18 protein-coding genes are annotated in these 16,983 nt (G+C 44.1%); 2 read left to right on the forward strand and 16 right to left on the reverse strand.

What is annotated here, in order from left to right:
* Positions 1–2 precede the first annotated feature (2 nt).
* The gene (locus tag RMO68_RS00075; protein WP_310438687.1) at positions 3–269 is read right to left on the reverse strand and encodes a DUF493 domain-containing protein; all 267 of its coding nucleotides are present in this window, start codon (positions 267–269) and stop codon (positions 3–5) included.
* Complete coding sequence (moaC, locus tag RMO68_RS00080) at positions 238–723, reverse strand: cyclic pyranopterin monophosphate synthase MoaC (protein WP_310439100.1); 486 nt, start codon at positions 721–723, stop codon at positions 238–240. The genes RMO68_RS00075 and moaC overlap by 32 nt, the downstream gene beginning before the upstream one ends.
* Positions 724–978: 255 nt before the next feature.
* Here moaC and RMO68_RS00085 point away from each other — a divergent pair, with 255 nt between their 5' ends.
* The gene (locus RMO68_RS00085; RefSeq protein WP_310438688.1) at positions 979–1,863 is read left to right on the forward strand and encodes a hypothetical protein; all 885 of its coding nucleotides are present in this window, start codon (positions 979–981) and stop codon (positions 1,861–1,863) included.
* Here RMO68_RS00085 and mobA read toward each other — a convergent pair.
* The 4 genes from mobA to RMO68_RS00105 form a co-directional block, all read right to left on the reverse strand.
* The gene (mobA, locus tag RMO68_RS00090) at positions 1,860–2,435 is read right to left on the reverse strand and encodes a molybdenum cofactor guanylyltransferase MobA (RefSeq protein ID WP_310438689.1); all 576 of its coding nucleotides are present in this window, start codon (positions 2,433–2,435) and stop codon (positions 1,860–1,862) included. The genes RMO68_RS00085 and mobA overlap by 4 nt on opposite strands.
* Entirely contained in the window at positions 2,435–2,896 is a 462-nt protein-coding gene (locus RMO68_RS00095) for a DUF2780 domain-containing protein (protein WP_310438690.1), read from the reverse strand. Before RMO68_RS00095 ends, mobA begins: the two co-directional genes overlap by 1 nt.
* A gap of 71 nt (positions 2,897–2,967) precedes the next feature.
* Positions 2,968–4,236, reverse strand: a complete 1,269-nt coding sequence (locus tag RMO68_RS00100; protein ID WP_310438691.1) for a 3-isopropylmalate dehydratase large subunit — start codon at positions 4,234–4,236, stop codon at positions 2,968–2,970.
* A 52-nt stretch (positions 4,237–4,288) separates the two neighbouring features.
* On the reverse strand, positions 4,289–4,810 hold the full coding sequence (locus RMO68_RS00105) for a hypothetical protein (protein WP_310438692.1): 522 nt from the start codon (positions 4,808–4,810) through the stop codon (positions 4,289–4,291).
* Between the two features lie 188 nt (positions 4,811–4,998).
* On the opposite strand from RMO68_RS00105, the gene RMO68_RS00110 reads away from it, so the two are divergent.
* Positions 4,999–5,544, forward strand: coding sequence for a cytochrome b/b6 domain-containing protein (locus RMO68_RS00110; RefSeq protein WP_310438693.1), 546 nt, complete (start codon positions 4,999–5,001; stop codon positions 5,542–5,544).
* A 6-nt stretch (positions 5,545–5,550) separates the two neighbouring features.
* On the opposite strand, the gene RMO68_RS11145 is transcribed toward RMO68_RS00110, so the two are convergent.
* From RMO68_RS11145 to RMO68_RS00165, 10 genes are all read right to left on the reverse strand, one after another.
* Complete coding sequence (locus tag RMO68_RS11145; RefSeq protein WP_409574815.1) at positions 5,551–7,065, reverse strand: HD domain-containing phosphohydrolase; 1,515 nt, start codon at positions 7,063–7,065, stop codon at positions 5,551–5,553.
* On the reverse strand, positions 7,055–7,456 hold the full coding sequence (locus RMO68_RS00125; RefSeq protein WP_310438694.1) for a hypothetical protein: 402 nt from the start codon (positions 7,454–7,456) through the stop codon (positions 7,055–7,057). The genes RMO68_RS11145 and RMO68_RS00125 overlap by 11 nt, the downstream gene beginning before the upstream one ends.
* Positions 7,456–8,445, reverse strand: coding sequence for a DUF481 domain-containing protein (locus RMO68_RS00130; RefSeq protein ID WP_310438695.1), 990 nt, complete (start codon positions 8,443–8,445; stop codon positions 7,456–7,458). The genes RMO68_RS00125 and RMO68_RS00130 overlap by 1 nt, the downstream gene beginning before the upstream one ends.
* Positions 8,446–8,519: 74 nt before the next feature.
* Positions 8,520–9,203, reverse strand: a complete 684-nt coding sequence (locus tag RMO68_RS00135) for a TonB family protein (RefSeq protein ID WP_310438696.1) — start codon at positions 9,201–9,203, stop codon at positions 8,520–8,522.
* On the reverse strand, positions 9,200–9,844 hold the full coding sequence (locus RMO68_RS00140) for a sulfite exporter TauE/SafE family protein (protein WP_310438697.1): 645 nt from the start codon (positions 9,842–9,844) through the stop codon (positions 9,200–9,202). The genes RMO68_RS00135 and RMO68_RS00140 overlap by 4 nt, the downstream gene beginning before the upstream one ends.
* A 3-nt stretch (positions 9,845–9,847) precedes the next feature.
* Positions 9,848–10,849 (reverse strand): 4Fe-4S binding protein, encoded by a 1,002-nt coding sequence (locus RMO68_RS00145; RefSeq protein ID WP_310438698.1) that lies wholly within the window; start codon positions 10,847–10,849, stop codon positions 9,848–9,850.
* Entirely contained in the window at positions 10,842–11,657 is an 816-nt protein-coding gene (locus tag RMO68_RS00150) for a hypothetical protein (RefSeq protein WP_310438699.1), read from the reverse strand. The genes RMO68_RS00145 and RMO68_RS00150 overlap by 8 nt, the downstream gene beginning before the upstream one ends.
* Before the next feature lie 9 nt (positions 11,658–11,666).
* Complete coding sequence (locus RMO68_RS00155; RefSeq protein ID WP_310438700.1) at positions 11,667–13,847, reverse strand: TonB-dependent receptor; 2,181 nt, start codon at positions 13,845–13,847, stop codon at positions 11,667–11,669.
* Between the two features lie 228 nt (positions 13,848–14,075).
* Complete coding sequence (locus RMO68_RS00160; RefSeq protein ID WP_310438701.1) at positions 14,076–15,278, reverse strand: hypothetical protein; 1,203 nt, start codon at positions 15,276–15,278, stop codon at positions 14,076–14,078.
* Between the two features lie 11 nt (positions 15,279–15,289).
* Complete coding sequence (locus tag RMO68_RS00165) at positions 15,290–16,630, reverse strand: c-type cytochrome (RefSeq protein WP_310438702.1); 1,341 nt, start codon at positions 16,628–16,630, stop codon at positions 15,290–15,292.
* Between the last annotated feature and the right edge of the window lie 353 nt (positions 16,631–16,983).

Here is a 16,983-nt window from a genome sequence, read left to right on the forward strand (position 1 = left end):
CTTTATAAAACCATTTTGATATGGGGATGCGCTTTAAGCGTTTCGAAAAAATAGGTTCGTTCGTCTTCATTATGGACTAATAATTCTAAGTTCATACTGATATATTTTCCATTGCGACTGGTGTTGGAAGGTTTTAAAGAATAGGCTCTTTCGCTGAATATCTCCAAAACAGCGATTTCGATACCCGCTCGCTCATGGGCAACAACCTTGTAGCACCAGTTACAAGGGTATTCTAACTCAAGCTTTTGCGTTTCTTCGTTGATAATCACCACTTTTGCCTCCTGATTTGGTTTCAAGTTGAATAGGTCCTATTACCATAGATTTATCAATAGCTTTTAGCATGTCGTAAATGGTAAGCAATCCGATACTGGTTCCGGTAAGGGCTTCCATTTCGACTCCGGTTTGACCGCTAAGTTTGGCGGTGACACTAAGGCGAAATCCCGGTAAATCGCTCAGCTCCTCGATGTCGCAATGGACCCCGGATAGATTCAGCGGGTGGCACATCGGGATAAGATCACTGGTTTTTTTCGTCCCCATGATTGCAGCAATAACCGCAGTTTGGAGCACCGGTCCTTTTTTAGCGGTTTGGGTAATAACCGCATCAAAGGCGGCACGGCTCATCGTAATGAGTCCACTGGCTACGGCAACACGTGAAGTGGTCGTTTTATCGGATACATCTACCATTTTAGGACGGTCGCGTTCATCGAGATGGGTTAGCTTCATCATTTCTCTATTATGTAGTATTTTCATTATTATAGCCAAGAGGGGTAAATTGGAGAGTGATTAAAAAATAATCATAATGAGAATAAAAAATGGGCTATAGTTTTGTCATGAGATTTTGGTAGAGCTAAAGGATAGCACGTAATTCCAAAATCCTCATAACCTCCTTCAAGTTTCATAGAATTGCTTTGTGCTGATGACTACAGTACAGGGCAAGATTTAAAAAAAAATCAAAAAAATTCATATAAAGGGGAACCGATGCAAAATTTAGTACGAAGTTACGCTGCGAATGCCCCGTTAATCGAAAAATTTATACTTACATCATTAGGACGAGTCAGTTTAAAAACGTTTAACGTGCAGCTTGCAGAGCGACTTTACAAAACATTTCCGAGTTTGGAACTTGTGTATAAGTGCGATGAGGGATTTGTTCAAAACTCACCCAATATTTATGCCGATCATGAAGAGGGGCATCATGCCGGAGTCGATCGTGCTTATTTGGTCGATGAGTTAGGTATTCAAAAAGGGTACCATGTTAGCGAACCTTATATTTCGACCGCCACGGGACATCTATGTATAACCGTCATTTATGCCGTCGGAGACGGATATTTGTTTTTAGATTTTCGGGTACGGAGTCTCTTGGAACGGTTTGATCTGATCGAGAAAAACGATGTATTTAAACGAATTAATCGCTCATCTTATGCGGTAATTGGTGGCGGACTTCTCTTTTTTGGAGTTTTTGTCGTTTTATACGGATTTTACACCTTCGGCGGATATATTTTTGGGGCTGAGCCGCTGAGTATGGATACGGTATTTAAGCCGATTATTGCTTTAACTTTAGGCCTTGCGGTATACGATTTGGGGAAAACGATTTTCGAACAAGAGGTATTACCTCGTACGCAACATGTAAGTGATACGTTTAATGCGAAAACGCTTCTAAACTTTTCGGTATCGATTATTATTGCGCTGTTGATCGAAGCGTTGCTCGTTGTTTTTAAAATCGCCCTCCACGACTATAAAGACTTGCCGTATGCATCCACGCTGATTGCTGCATTGGCATTTTTGCTATTGGTGTTTGCGGTCTTTATTTATTTGGTGCGTAAAAGTGAGAAAGAACCGTGTAAAAAGTGTGCGGAAGAGTCTTAAAGGTTAAGACGTTTTAGTGCTTCTTGGTATTCGTGAGGATGGTTAAGATTGCTAAAGAGTGCTTCGTCGGTAAAATCGACAAAGCGGGTGCGGGAAGAGGCGAGCAGTTTCCCTAAGCGATGATCTCCATCAGTTAACATACGTTCAAAATTTCCCAATAAAGAGCGATGGTATATGCCGCACATCGGATGGCTCCCCTCGTTTGTTCGGGCGATTACCGCATCAAGTTCCGGTGAATCGGCATCAATCAGGGTCTGAAATACTCTCTCATCCACAAACGGGGTATCGACACTCAAAACAATGATTCGCTCATCTTCCAATGCTCTTAGTACACTTACAAACCCTGCCGTAGGTGCAAAGTCGGCATGGATGGGATCGAGGATAAAGTCACCGTCAAAGTCAAATTTATCCCGATTTTTAGTCGAGATATAGACTCGAGTAAAAATCTTTTTTAAACGCGTATATTGAAACTCTGTGAGGGTAGTGTAGCCGCCAAAGGGGAGGAGGGATTTATCCTCCCCCATGCGGGAACTTTTACCGCCCGCAAAGAGGATACAAGAGAGAGAAAACATTATTGGGCAAACGCGGTGGCGAGGATTTTATCCATTCCCGGAGTTGTACCGCTTTGGAGGTATTGGAGTACCAAGGGTGAAAATTTCGTAATCATAGAAGCATCCATCCCTAAAAAAGAAAATTGAGACGTTACGTTTCCAAGGGACAGCATCCCTGAGGGTGCCGCACCGAGTAAAGTTCCGGCCTGAGGCATTTGCTTGGTAAGCTCGGTAAAATCTGCAGGCTTCATATTGCCTTTGGCATCATTGATGATAGCTGCGGTTCCACCGATTGCTTGGGTGGGAGTGACCCCAAGTGTAGTAGTGAGGTTTTTGATAAGAGGATTTGAACTGAGTGAAGTATCCACGGCGGGAGCCGCACTTTGGGCTACCGGCGTTACACTCTGCATAAGTGAGCCGAAATCCAACGCGGATGCATTAGAAACTAAAAGTAATAAAGCGGTAAGGGTGAGTGAACGCATGGGTAACTCCGATAATAAAATGGGAATATTATAACTTAGATGAGGGTTTATTTCTCCGAAAAGGAGAAAGGTTAAGCGATTGTGGAAGGGTCTGTGATATAGCCGGTAATCGCCGAAGCGGCGGCGACGGCAGAGTTGGCGAGGTAGACTTTGGATGAGCGTGAACCCATGCGACCGACGAAGTTGCGATTGGTCGTTGCCACTGCCACTTCATTATCGCCCAAAATCCCCATATATCCACCTAAACACGCACCGCAGGTTGGATTAGAGACAACGCCTCCCGCATCAATAATAATATCGATATATCCCGCTTTGGTCGCTTCACGGACGATTCGCTGTGTCCCCGGTGTGACGATAAGACGGACATCGGGATGAACACGCTTCCCTTTGAGAATCTCTGCGGCAATTTTAAGATCACTCAAGCGACCGTTCGTACAGCTTCCGATAAAAGCTTGATCGATTTTGATGTTGTCACTGACCGCCTGAGTAAGGCTGTGCCCGTTGGACGGTAAGAACGGATAAGCGATAACCGGTTCGAGCGCAGCGACATCGATTTCAAGGATTTGAACGTAGGTTGCGTCGTCGTCAGAGTAATGAATTTTCGGTTCACGGGCAAGCGGTTTGTCACTTAAGAATTCCGCCGTGATCGCGTCATACGCGACGATTCCGCTTTTTGCCCCCGCTTCGATTGCCATATTACACATACTGAAACGGTCATCCATGCTGAGGTAAGGGATTGTACTTCCGGTAAATTCGAGGGTACGGTACAGCGCACCGTCAACCCCGATCATGCGGATAATCTCTAAAATAATATCTTTACCCGTAGTATATTTGCCCGGTTTACCGCTCAATATAACTTTGATCGACTCAGGGACTTTGAACCAGTTCCCCCCAGTGATCATGGCAAATGCCAAATCGGTAGAACCCATCCCTGTAGAAAAAGCGCCCAATGCCCCATGCGTACAGGTGTGCGAATCGGCACCGATGATGACGTCACCCGGTACGACAAGCCCTTTTTCCGGAAGCAATGCGTGCTCAATACCCATATCTTTTTCATCAAAAAAGTGTTTCATCTGATATTTTTTAGCGAAATCACGGCTGATACGGGCTTGGTTGGCTGAAGCGATATCTTTGGCGGGGATGAAGTGATCGAGGACGATTGAGAACCCTTCAGGATTTGCAAGTTTAGTCGCACCTGAATCTTCGAATGCTTTGATCGAAATAGGGGTAGTGATATCGTTTCCGATGACCATGTCGATGGGTGAGCGGACGATTTCACCCGCGTATACGGTACGTCCGATATGTTCGGAAAAGATTTTTTCAGTAATGGTTTGGCGCATAAGAATGACCTTTTAAGGTGTAAATAATGGCGCGATTATACCATACCGCATCTTAGCGTTTTGGGGTGAGTTTTACGTTTTTAGGGGTGTCGCAACTTTTCGCACCACAGGATTTGCTTTTATCGCCGTCGCATCCTTTTTTTTGACTGGTACACATTTTAGAACTGTTTACAAACTTCATATGGTGCTGATACATTCCGATGAAGATCGGGAATTGTTTTTTTTGTTCGTCATTGAGAATCAGATAAATGGTGTCAAATAGATCAATTTGCGCTTTGAGTGCTTTTGCATCGGGAGAGTTAAGGGCGTAAGCACCCGGGTTGAAATTACTCCCTTGGAACGCTTCGGTAGGAATCGAAGGGGTCAATGAACGGACCTCCTTTTTATAAAGATGAACCGCAGTTCGAATATCGCTGTTGTCTTCCATCCCTATCTGATCCAGTGCATAGGTGATCGGTTCGATCAATGCCGGAGTCGAATGAGCGCTGTATCCGCTGTCAAAACTGTTGGATGGATTACCGCAGGCCAAAGCCGCGGCAGTAAAAAAACTAAGGGCAATCAATAGAGGTTTCATAAGTAACTCCTGACTCAAGATAACTAAATGGTACCCTCTCATCTTATAAGAAAAACTAAATTTATTGGGGTAAATAATTTCTACAAAATTTTAAACAGCCTGAAAATAATTATTTCCAGATTGATAAAGTGTTAACACTACAGTATCCAAATCTGTCTATAATAGAATAAAAATAAAGAGGAGTTATTATGCGCCATTTTTCCCCATCATTTAGAATTTGGCATTGGTTGAATGCGATTGCCGTATTTGGACTTTTTATTACGGTCGTTTTACGTGAGAGTGTAATGCACAAGGCTAATATCGGTACTGTAGTTCAGACCAAAATGGCAGAATTAGGAACAACAATTACCGAGGATCAGGCGGTGATGATCGGCAAAGCAGTGCGTGCTCCAATGTGGGACTGGCACATTTATTTGGGGATTGCGGTTGCTGTTTTATTGCTCTGGCGATTGGCGATGGTGGTTAAAAACGGGTTCGGATTTGACGATAATCCTGCGATGCAAAAGGTGTATCTCCTTTATCGAGCGGTATATGTTTTGATGGCAACTATGTCCCTTAGCGGTTTGGCGCTCTATTACAAAATCACCGGTGGGGCAAAAGAGAATGTTGAGACAGTTCATATGGTTTTAGGATGGGCGATTTTTGCTTTTATCGCACTTCATATTATCGGGGTTGTCCTCGCGGAGAAGAAGGATCAAAGCGGTTTGGTATCACGGATGATTAACGGGAAATAAGATTTTTTAAGATTCGTGGGTATCTTTAAAGGTCTCACGAATAGAGAGAAACTCATCCAAATGATCGAAAAATATATCGATAAGTTTCGGATCGAAATGTTCACCGCGCTCTTCTCTGAAGAGGGAAAATATTTTCTCATCATCCCATGCCTTTTTATAAACTCGGTCGCTTCCGAGTGCATCAAAAACATCGGCCAATGCCGTAATACGGCCGTAAATATGGATATTTTCACCGGATAAGCCTCTCGGGTAGCCGCTTCCGTTGTATTTTTCGTGATGTTCATACGCTACCGTAGCTGCCATTTTAAGGAGAGGTCGGTGGGAATGTTTGAGCATCTCATACCCGAGTTCGGCATGGGTATCCATGATGCGCCGCTCTTCCTCATCAAAACGACCCGGTTTGTTCAAAACAGCATCGGGGATGGCTACTTTTCCGATATCATGCATAGGAGAAGCTTGTCTGAGCATTTCAGCATCTTCTTCATTAAGGCCGTAATAGAGTGCAAGAAGTTTGGAATATTCTGCCACCCTTTTTACATGGTTTCCTGTCTCTTTGGAACGGCTTTCCCCGATGGAACCCATTGTAAATACGACTTCACGCTGTGTATCTTCGATCTCATGGTTGAGTGTGGTGATCTCATCTAACGCTTTATCCATCCCCCCGATCATCGTATTAAAAGCATCGGAAAGCTGTCCTATTTCATCATCCCTATCAACGGAAACTTGTTCTTTATAATCTTGGGTGCGGGTAATTTTTTTGGCGGTATCGGAGAGAGCAATAATCGGGCGAATCAGTCCCGTAGCTATATAATAAGCAGCGGCAGCAATGAAAAGAGCACCGGTGATTAATAGGGCAATAAACCACTGCTCATATTTATAAAGTAAGCGATAGGCAAACCCTTTTTCCTCTTCTAAAACTATTGTGAGTTCCGGCTGGTTTTTAAGTGAACGAGAGACTTCGAGTGATTCTTCGAAGATATTGGGTCGAAGAGCGATGGTACCGTCATGATGTTTGAGATAGTAATGGCGCTGTGGAGAGTTGGAAAAAAACGGTTGAAAGTTTGTAAGCGGATAAGTGACGATGAGCTCAGCAATTTTTTCTTGGTTAAAGCTTGAGTAAATAGGGATAGTAAAGAACGGATTTAACTTTTTGGTTCGGGAAATTGAGGTAAAGTCACTTGAAGCAATAATTTTACGGTTTGGATCCACTACATAAAAATCACCGCGCATCTTCATATCATTTTTCTTGGAGAGAAGCATAGTACTGATACGACGATCTAAATCTTGCGTATAGAGATCGTTCATCACCTCTGATTTGGCGATAAATGCCATATCGTTCTGGAGCGTTTTTAGATGTTGATCAATCCGCTCTACCGTAAGTCGAAGCTGTGTATTCATCTCTTGCGTTACCGAATCATATTGTTCCTGACGAAACGAGTTTCCCAGCAAAATCATACTTAGTGCATAGGGAATAAGACTGACTCCCAAAAAGAGGAGAATGGTTTTGAGTTTAAAACTCATAGAGTACCTTTACGCTGTTATCAACCATGGATGAGGGGATATAACCGATTGCACCTTCTACATTTTGGACGAATGCTTTAATGGATTCATGAGAAGGTTGGGTAATGGGAGGGGTTATCCCTTGGAAGTGTTGCTTGATCCAATAGGTATTTAAACGATCTCGCCCCATCCCCAACACATCCGTTTCGAAGGCAATGCGAGAAGGTTCTTGACCGACTAGATTAAGAGGAATTATTTTCTGATTTCCTAAAGAGTGCCGTTTTTGTAAAAAAATATCCCGAACTTGTTGAGCGGATAATGTCCCTACATCGACTTTTTTTGAGATGATCACACTGTATTGCGTTGCGAATAGGGTTGAAACAAAAATAAAGAGTAGAAGAATCGGTTTCATCAGAAGAGTACCGAAAATGATAGGAGTGCACGATTTTCGTCATGCTGTGAATGCCATTGATATTCCCCTTTGAGAGAAATGGGGTATAGCGGACGATAGCTGTACCCGAGCGTCAGGATACTGTCTTTATAGTCAGTATAATGATCGTTATAATATTCTAATCTTCCCACAATAGCGTGTTCGGGAACAACATGATACATGGCCTGCGCATAGCCTGAGAGGGTAGAGTTGTTGTGTCGGTCATTGAATTCGCTTTTAGCAAAGAGTATTTCTGTCATCAATTGCCATTGGGTATCGTCGTATTTGAGATTTCCTTGGAGAAATTGTGTTCGTTGATTTGTGAGGGTAATGTACTCGCCGATACCTCCTCCGCTACTCCACTCCATCGATATCTCTTTTTCAATGGAAAAGCCAAAAAAATGGGTGTTGGGAATATTGATGTACTCTTCATCCAAATCATTGTTTTTTTGTCCGAATAGGTGATAACGGAGCCCTTCAGTCCCCGGTACGTATCCGTTGATATCGATACCTGTGAGAAATTTAGGAAAAAGGAGCTTGCTATAGAGGGGATTGGAAGTGGTATCGCGTAAAACGTTGATCGGCTCCATATTCCAATATCCGATAGGGGTAATCTGTTTTCCGAAACGGATGTTGAAATCATCTGATAGCCACAAATCACCATAGAGTCGTTCCGCGTGAAATTTTTGACTGCCGTTTTCCGTTCCGTCATGAAAGCTTTTATGGTAAAAACCGACGGCTTCAAACTCCGCCAAATAGGAGATCATGGGATTGATATCGCCATACGCCATAACGGCTACGTCATCAAGAGTAAAGCTCTCATTATGTTGACTGGCTTCAAATTCGCTCGAAAAGTATCCTCCCACATTTAAAGCATCATTGATCTGTACCCCTCGTCCTAATTCGTAAGCATGAGTATACGTAGAGACTAAAAAGAGGATAAAAGAAAAAAATGGTCGTTTTAAGGGCACAGAAAATCCTCGTTTCAATGACGAATTAAATAAGATTAATCCTATCATAAATAGGGCTAAGTTGAGCTTATTCTCTAGCTGTTTAGCTTAAATTCTAACGTCAGTTCAATCTCCATCGGCAAAGAGTCTGCGAGATTTTTCGGCACATCAATACCTGAAGCTGAGGAGACGGCAGTTTTGACCGCATTATGGAAAATAGCCTCTCCCCGCTGAACCGAAATGGTATTAATCGTTCCATCATCCGCCAATGTGAATCGCACATCGATTTCCCCTTCCATCCCTCTGCGTCGTGCCGCGCTCGGGTAGCGTAAATGGTTTTGTATCGTGGTACGTAAAGAGGCAAAAAAAGATCTTTTAGCCGCTGTAAGATCGGGTTTGGGCGATACTTTTACCGGTGGCGGTGCGGGTGCAACATAGGGCTGTGCAGGAGCTACGGCGAGTGTTACATGTGAGATTGCAGAGGACTGAATCGGGGCTGCGATGGCTATAGGTTCTTTTGCAACGCTCTGTTTTTGCAGTAATGGCTTTTGCGGCTCTTTAAGAAGAGGTTTTATCTTCTCCGCAAGAGGCGGTTGAAGAGGTTGAGGGTTTGGAGCCAGGGTGGGTTTTGAGAGAGAGATCAGCGTAACGTGATGCAGCGGAATTTTCACAAGTTTAGGGGGGGTAGTGATCTGGGTTAGTACCCAAAAAGCCAAAGAACCCATGAACACATGAAAGGTTAGGGAGAGGAGAAACGATTTACGTGCAGTTGTCATCATAGGTGTATCCATCCGTTAAAGATTGCAATCCCTACCCCTGCAAGGAGGAGCGGTGCGGTGTGTTGGAGCACTACTCGGTAGCGAGAGAGGTGAATAAGACTCTCTTTGAGTATGGCCGTGAGAACCACTGAAAAAAAGAGAAACCACAGGAGTGTTGCCCCTAACCCGAATACTGCACCATAAGCGATTGCCCAAATCAAAGAGGGGGTGGTCGCGCTGAGGGTCATCATCGTGATAACGGGGGCGCAGAGTGACATCGACAAAAAAATGCCGGTCATAAAGAGACCAATAGTCTCTTGGGGTGTTTGAGTTGAAGTGCTACAGCAGGATGAGGTTTTAAGGGAGAACCATAATCGCCCCGCGAGGATGAGGGTGATACTTCCGAGCAAGTATCCCATGAGAGTGGTATCGCTGATAATCGATTTAACCATACTCGCACCCATATAGGCGATGAGCGAGAGGAAAATATATCCGCTAATCCGACCTAGACTAATGGGTAGCAATACGCGGAGGCTTTGTCGGCGTGTTGCACTGTTCGCCAAAAGTATGGGGGAGAGAAGCGGCATACAGGTGAGCATACACGCGGTCGCTCCATAGGAGAGGGCGACGATAAAAAGGGAGAGGAGGGCGAATGGTTCCACTCTTTAACCCTTCCACCATTTATCGATTTTGGTTCGCTTTTTGAACCCCTCTTTGGAAGAGCTATAAAGTGTAAGCGGACCGTATTTGAAGCTCATGACCCCATCATGAGGACAAAACTCGACACATCGTCCGCAGAGGGTACAATCACTATGGGTGATATTTTTGTTTTCGGCTTGGTTTTGAATTTCGTAAATGTCCATCGGACACGCTTTGACACAGCTTGAGCAGGTATCACAGTGGGAATTGCCATTTTTGACGAGGCGTAAAAGACCGATTTTTTTGAACAAGGTTTGCATCGGCAGAATCGGGCAGATACGGCAAAACGGCTGACGGACGAAGAGGGCGAGGGCTATCATTAGTCCGAACAGCGTATCGGCGATGAGGGAGAGGACAAAGTAGCCTCCGTTGGCCTGAGAGATATAAACTTGAGACATATCCCCCGTCATGGCGGTTGTCATAATACGGCTGGGGCAGATGGAACAGTACGGATTGCCCCACTCATGTCCTAAAAATCCAATCCCCGTGAGAAGCGGGAAAATCAGGACGAGAAAAAGGAAAATAAACCATTTGATCGGGCGGATTTTAGTGATCGTTTCACGGCTTAGTGACGTAAGCTGGGTAAGTCCAAGTTTCGTACCGATCATGGTGATCGTCTCTTGGAAGAATCCGAGAGGACAGAGCCATCCGCAAAACGCTTTGTTGAGGATAAGTATCAAAATAACAACGGTAGCGACGGTGATGAATGTTCCCATCAATGCTTCCAACGCCCCTGTATTTTGGGTAAAAAGGGTGGAGACACGGTGATCCATCTGATGTTGTAGAGGGATTAGGGCACAGTAGTCTCCCCCCTTCATGTCATAGGCACATGAGAGAGCTGGAAGTGCTTGGGTAAGTTTGTCATCCGTATAAAAAGTGGCGAAAATCATAGCGCCATAGACAAAAAAGACAAAAGCGGTGAGTTGTACAACACGGCGCAGTGCCGTGAGGGTCAGTAATTTATCCATTTTTAGCCCCTTTTTTAGTACGTCCATAGAGGAATAATCCCCCTAAAAAGCCGATAAAGATTGCTCCGGCTCCATAGGTTTGCGATTGCCAAAAATCGTTTGGATTGAGTGAATAGGGCATGGTTAGAGTGCTTTTATAGAGGTGTTCACCATTGCGGTATTGCGTTGATAGGAGAAATTCAGAAGGTTTGTTTTCGCTACGTTCTACTTTAACATTTTTAAAATTATTCGGAAGGGTGATCGAAAATGCACCTGTTTGATCCGTTGTATACGTTTGAGCCGGAGTATCATGCGTCTCTAATGTAACGGCGGTATTAATGAGCGGTTTTCCCTGAAAATGGAGGAGAAAACGGTACGATTTTGAGGCAGTATAGCGGTCATGCTCACGGTGCAGAGGATCGGGAATGATCTCCAAACCAGTTTTAGGGAGTGCGGTCAGTTTGGTTGGAGAAACTTTTGCGGGACGACCGTGAAGGGTGAGATAACGGATAGCGCTGTAGCTCCCGTTGGAATTTGTACCTTCTGCCACCATGGCATAGTACCCGCCCATCGGAGGTTTAGGCAACATTACCGTATTGAGTGTAAATGTCAAATTATTTTCGGAGAGATTGGGGCGGATGAGGCGAGCCGAAGCGTTCGCATCACTGTTCATTAGTGCGAACATTGCACTCTCCCCTTTGCCGTGACTGCCATGTTTGGAAGCGGTTGCTTTCCCCTCATCGCATCCGTGCGGAGCCCAATAAATGGCTTCGTCGCCGTATCCCCACAAGGCTGTAGCCGTGAGGAGCAATAACAGTATTTTTTTCATGCTAACTCCTTAAAATTTGATTGACAAACCTGCCGTATAGACTCGGCCCGGATTGACGGTAAGAGATAAATCTTCTTCATTGTAAATTTTGTTGTAATCACGATCTCCGCTGCTGCGTGCCGTGTTAAAATAGAATTTATCGAAGACGTTATCGACACGGGCAAACAGATCAAAGGTAAGATTTCCCCATTTCTCAGCATGTTTTACGAGTAAATTGACGACGCCGTATCCGGGCATTTTGAGCTGATTGAGTTCATCGGCGTAGTAGCTTGATTTGAGAGTCCATTCGGTACTTAATACTGTGGACGGGGTTATAGTGTAATTGCCGGTTAAATTCAGAGTGTGATGCGATGTTCGTGGAACGGTATTGCCCGTTAGGTCATAATGAACTTGCGTATACGTGGGCAGATAAGGGCTTCCAAGTCCGAGGTAAAAATTGTTGTATTGTGTAAAATAGGCATCCAAGTAGGTATAAGCCAAATCAAAAGAGAAGGTTCTTTTGGGGTCACTTTGGAGAGATAGTTCTAAACCTTGGCTACGCATACCGCCGATATTTTCGTATTTTTGTGGGTTAGTGGTGGTTGCAGCGGTGTATTGTCCAATCGAGGACATGATGTAATCTTTACGATCAAGCAAAAAGAGAGTCGCTTCGTAGGTGAGGGCATTATGCAGTATCGGAATATTTCCTCGAATTCCTAAGTCATAATTGATTGCTTGTTCCGGTTTGAGATCGGGGTTGTTAAGTACTTTAGAATCTAGGGTAATCGATCCGTTGAAGAGCTGATCGATAGAGGGGGCACGAAAACCGGTAGAGCGGCTAAAAAAGAGAGTTGTTGTGTCGTTGAGTGAATGTGACACGCCGATACGGTGAGAATAAACGTCAAAATCTTTTTTAAGTTTGAGGGAATTAAGTCGGTCATCGTAATCTAGGCGGATGTTATCATATCGGCCGTTTAGCGTCAGGGTAGTGGCTTCACTGAGAGGTACTTTGACTTCGAGATAAGGGGCATAGACCTCTTCCGTGGTTTCATTGTCTCCGGTGATCGTTCCGGCACGATAGATGGTGGGCGATGCTGCACTGGTTTTAAAATCTACTAGATAAGAAGTTTTGTTTTCATAAAGGTTGTTGCGAATATCGGCACCGATCATATAGGCAAGATTTTCTCCGCTACTTCGGTATTCGCTTTTGATTCCGCGTTGGGCTTGATGATAATCATTGAGGGTGGTATAGGCATCTGCATTGGTCACGACAGCACCGGTGGAACTGTATTTTTGGGGTGAGCTCACAAACTTGGTATCGTCTCCGTATTGATATACGTTGACGAGGAGGTTGGTGTTATTTCCGAAATCTTTAGCGTAAGTGAGAAAGAGTTTAAGAAGATCGACATCGTACATTCGTGAATAGTCACGCCCTTCTACACTGGTTGGGTCAGTGAGCGCTTGCACCATCCCCTCTACCGTACCGTGCGAATCTTTTTCCCGCTGAGACGCTTCTAGTCCGAAAGTAAGATCACTTGTATCATCAATGTAGTACTGGAGTTTTCCGTTTGCGTAGCGCGATAAATAATCAGAATCTTCCCAATAACCGTCGCTTTTACGTTCACTTATTTGGATCCGTCCGTTAAAGGAGTCTTTAGCAAAAGAGGTTTCGGCTAAGAGTTTCTGATAGCCGAAACTGCCAAATTCAGAAGCCGCCATTGATTTATTGATCGCCCCTTTTTTGGTGGTGATGATAACGGCTCCGGCCAGGGCATCGTCTCCGAAAAGGTACGAGGCTCCCCCCTTAATCACTTTGATTGAAGCGATGTTATCGAGATCGATATTGACAGCTCCCGTTCGCTCAAACACCGGAACACCGTCGATTACGACGGCAACCCCCGGTTTTTCGCCCATATAGCGCTGATTTTCTACACCGCGAATATGAATTTTTAGAGTGTCACCCGATTTGATTTCACTCGTAATTCCCGGTATCAATTGAAGAACCTGTTGAAGATTCTCAATATGGGCTTCATCGACTTTTTGTCCATCGATTGCGGAGGTTGAAGAGACTTCGGTACGTGTTGGGTGAAAACGATCATCGATCGTAGTCGAATCAATTCCGATAATTCCGAGATTTTCAACCCCAGAACACGAACTTGCAATGAGAGCGGAGAGTAAGAGAGAATGCGTAATTCGGCGGGTATTTACCATCACACTTCCTTAAATTTTAGGATTAAAGTGTGGGATTATGAAGAAGAAGTGTTACATTTGTGTTAAATAATAAAAATAAGAATATATTAATATTTTAGAAAAGAAGCAAAAATCATTTTTATACGAGAGCCTTAAATGGTATAAATCTTTAAGGAGGTCGATTTTGCAAGTAAGGCTCTCGTATGAAAACATCAAGAGGCCATTATGGCTTCTTGATAGATAAAGTTTTTAGGCTCCCATTGTATTTTTAAACAGGGCGACCATCCCCCATCCGAAATATACCAGTATCCACAGGATAAACAGTGTCAATGAAGCATTGGCGAGTCGGGATACGGCTGAACCTTCAACCGCAGTATAAATTCCTTTGGTTTTACCGACTTTCCATGCCATGGTTAAAATAAAAGCGATTCCGGTAAATCCGAGGACGACAAACGTCAACAAGAACATAATAATAGTTTCCCACTCTAAATTCATCGGATATCCGTACAGATCGTATCCGATACCGGACATAACGTTATATCGGATCAACTCTCGGACACCGGAGATCAATAGCGCTACAACGACAAGAACTCCCGTCGTAATATAGCTATTTGTATTTTTCGCTGCCAATACAAGGAGCATGACAACTGAAATAACCGTAGCCAATGAGAGAGGATGAAGCAAGAGATTTTCTCTTAGCATCCATGCCGCGAACAATCCAGCACTGATAACCAAACCGATCACCGCCATTTTGGTTCCAAGATTTGTGACGAATTCCAAATATTTCGGTTCGAAATCTTCGCGTGTACTCAAAAAGCGGCTGTAGTTTTGCATGAAAATGCCTGTTACCGGAATCATCAAGCTCACCATGAACCCAAGACGAAGAAGATCGAGATGCATATTCCACCCCGCATTATCAACGACACCGTTAGGGGCATACCACTCCATCCATTTCGTCGGCGAAATCGCTTCAACGGCGAAGTTGTGCATTAACACACCGCAAAATACCAAGATGGCAAAAGAGATAAGACCGATGAGGGTGTTACCTGAGGAGCCTTTTTTATTCGCGTATTGATACCAATAATACATCATATACCCGATTACGAGGGCATAGATAAAGATAAAAACCCATGCGCCGGAGAGGGTATTTGCCACATACCAGCCTGAATCATAAATGACCTGAGTAAACAGCAGGGGGGCAACCCCTAAAACGATAAGAACCGAGACGCTTATTTTTCCCGTCATGATGAGGTGAGGGGTCAATATTTTCCAATACGGATTACTCTTTTGTTGGGTGCTTCCGTAAATCGAAAGTCCCATAGAACCGAGTGCCAATAAAACAAAGGCGGCGTGCAGAGCCCATGTTAAAACATAGAGTCCTTGAAACACGACGGGATAAAAGGGTATCCCCGCAGAGTCTCTCATTACATTTACGAAAGTTGAGATTTCCATTCTTTAGCTCCTTATTTCGCTTGCGAAGCGATGTAGGCCGCTATCGCATCATACTCTTCATCCGGAAGAGCAATTTTTGGCATGTAGGGGCTTGATCCTGTGCCGATTACATTTTTCATATAGTCTTTAATTCCCGCTTCGCCCATCGGCCCAGCCAGTGTCATGAGCGGTCGATAGAGTCCCCCTTTGTCTAATGAATGACAGTTGGAGCAGGCAATGCGTGTCAGCAGTTTTCCGACTTCGAGTTTGTTTTCGGGCGTAATAGTGCGTAGACGATCAGGAATCCATGGATTGACGTTGAGTAACCCTTGGGTTGCGATGAGATCCACCTCGCTTTTAATCCCTTTTCCCGGGACATCTCTGCCGATAATTTGATTGCTATACACATATTGTCCTGCAACCCACGGTTTACGCATTGTTTCTCGAAGCTTTTCACCCGGCCAAACCCCTACGATACCTATGACAAACATCATCGTAATGGCAAGCGTTCTGGTAACCCATTGGGGTTTCATAATTGCGATAGAGAAATAGATCGAGAATAAAATAGCCAAAATGACACGGTTCATAATGATCGAATCTTTTGCCATTCCCAAAAGTGCATGGGCATTTGCCGGGAGCGTATCGATGTACCACATAAAGAAAAATACGGTGACAAATCCGCCGAGCAAACTCACCCAGCCCATTTTTTGAGTCAGTTCTTCGGAGAGTTCTTTGTTCTCTTTACGCATTGCGGAGGAGATAATCATCCCGATGATCCCCGACATCATAATCATGAACCCGATCCGTAAAAACATATGCGGGAAGGTGTTGGTACCGAAAAACGCGTCACTGGCAGAGCCTGTCGTATAGTATGCTTCTGTCCCCGGCCACATCATGAAACTGATAATACCGATGATCAGTGCGAGGGTTCCGACCGAAGCAATCGCAAAGGTATAGGTGAGTTTCAGATGGGTTTTTCGATCCACTTTATCCATAAAATAGATCAATGCAAAAACACCGAGTACTTCGTAGACGAAAAACACCCACTCCGTAGCCCATACCCATACGAAGTTATGGATGAGTGCGCTGATGCCTCTGGGACTGGCGGCTGTTGCCGTATACCAAATACCCGGTCCTGTAATTGAGCCGATAACGTACGAAAAGATCAATAAAAACATCCCGTACCGCTTCATATAATCATACAAATCGGTTCGGTTCTCTTTTTGTGCTTTATAGGCTAAAAATGCGAATAAAAGGGCGGCACCGACGGATGTGTGCGATGCCATAATGTGTATAGCTCCCGTAAGACCCATCAGCCATGCTGAACCAATTTGGGGAACATAAAATAAGGGATAAAATCCTAACAGATCCATAAAATCCTCCTATGAGATTTAAGTGTTATAGGTATTTTAAAGAGGAAATTTAGATGTTGAAAGAGAGTATCGAACATATATTTCCTGTTTAAATAAGGTGTATATGCACGACAACGTCGGAGAAATAGCGTAAAAAGACGTTATAATTTTGGCGTTGCTATGCAATACGTTTTCCGCTTGCCTGAGAGGTCCAATTCATAGGGCGAGCGGAGTGTCGGTCGGCTTCTTTGTCTTGTTTTCTCCTTCGTTTCTCCTAAGTAGTAATTTCTGTAGCTACGATTATGAACAGTTAGTGTTAATTTTGTGTTAACTACTTAATAAAATTATTTAAGTTTTTTTTGATGTAACTAATC

Source organism: Sulfuricurvum sp., assembly GCF_031427015.1.
GTDB lineage: Bacteria > Campylobacterota > Campylobacteria > Campylobacterales > Sulfurimonadaceae > Sulfuricurvum.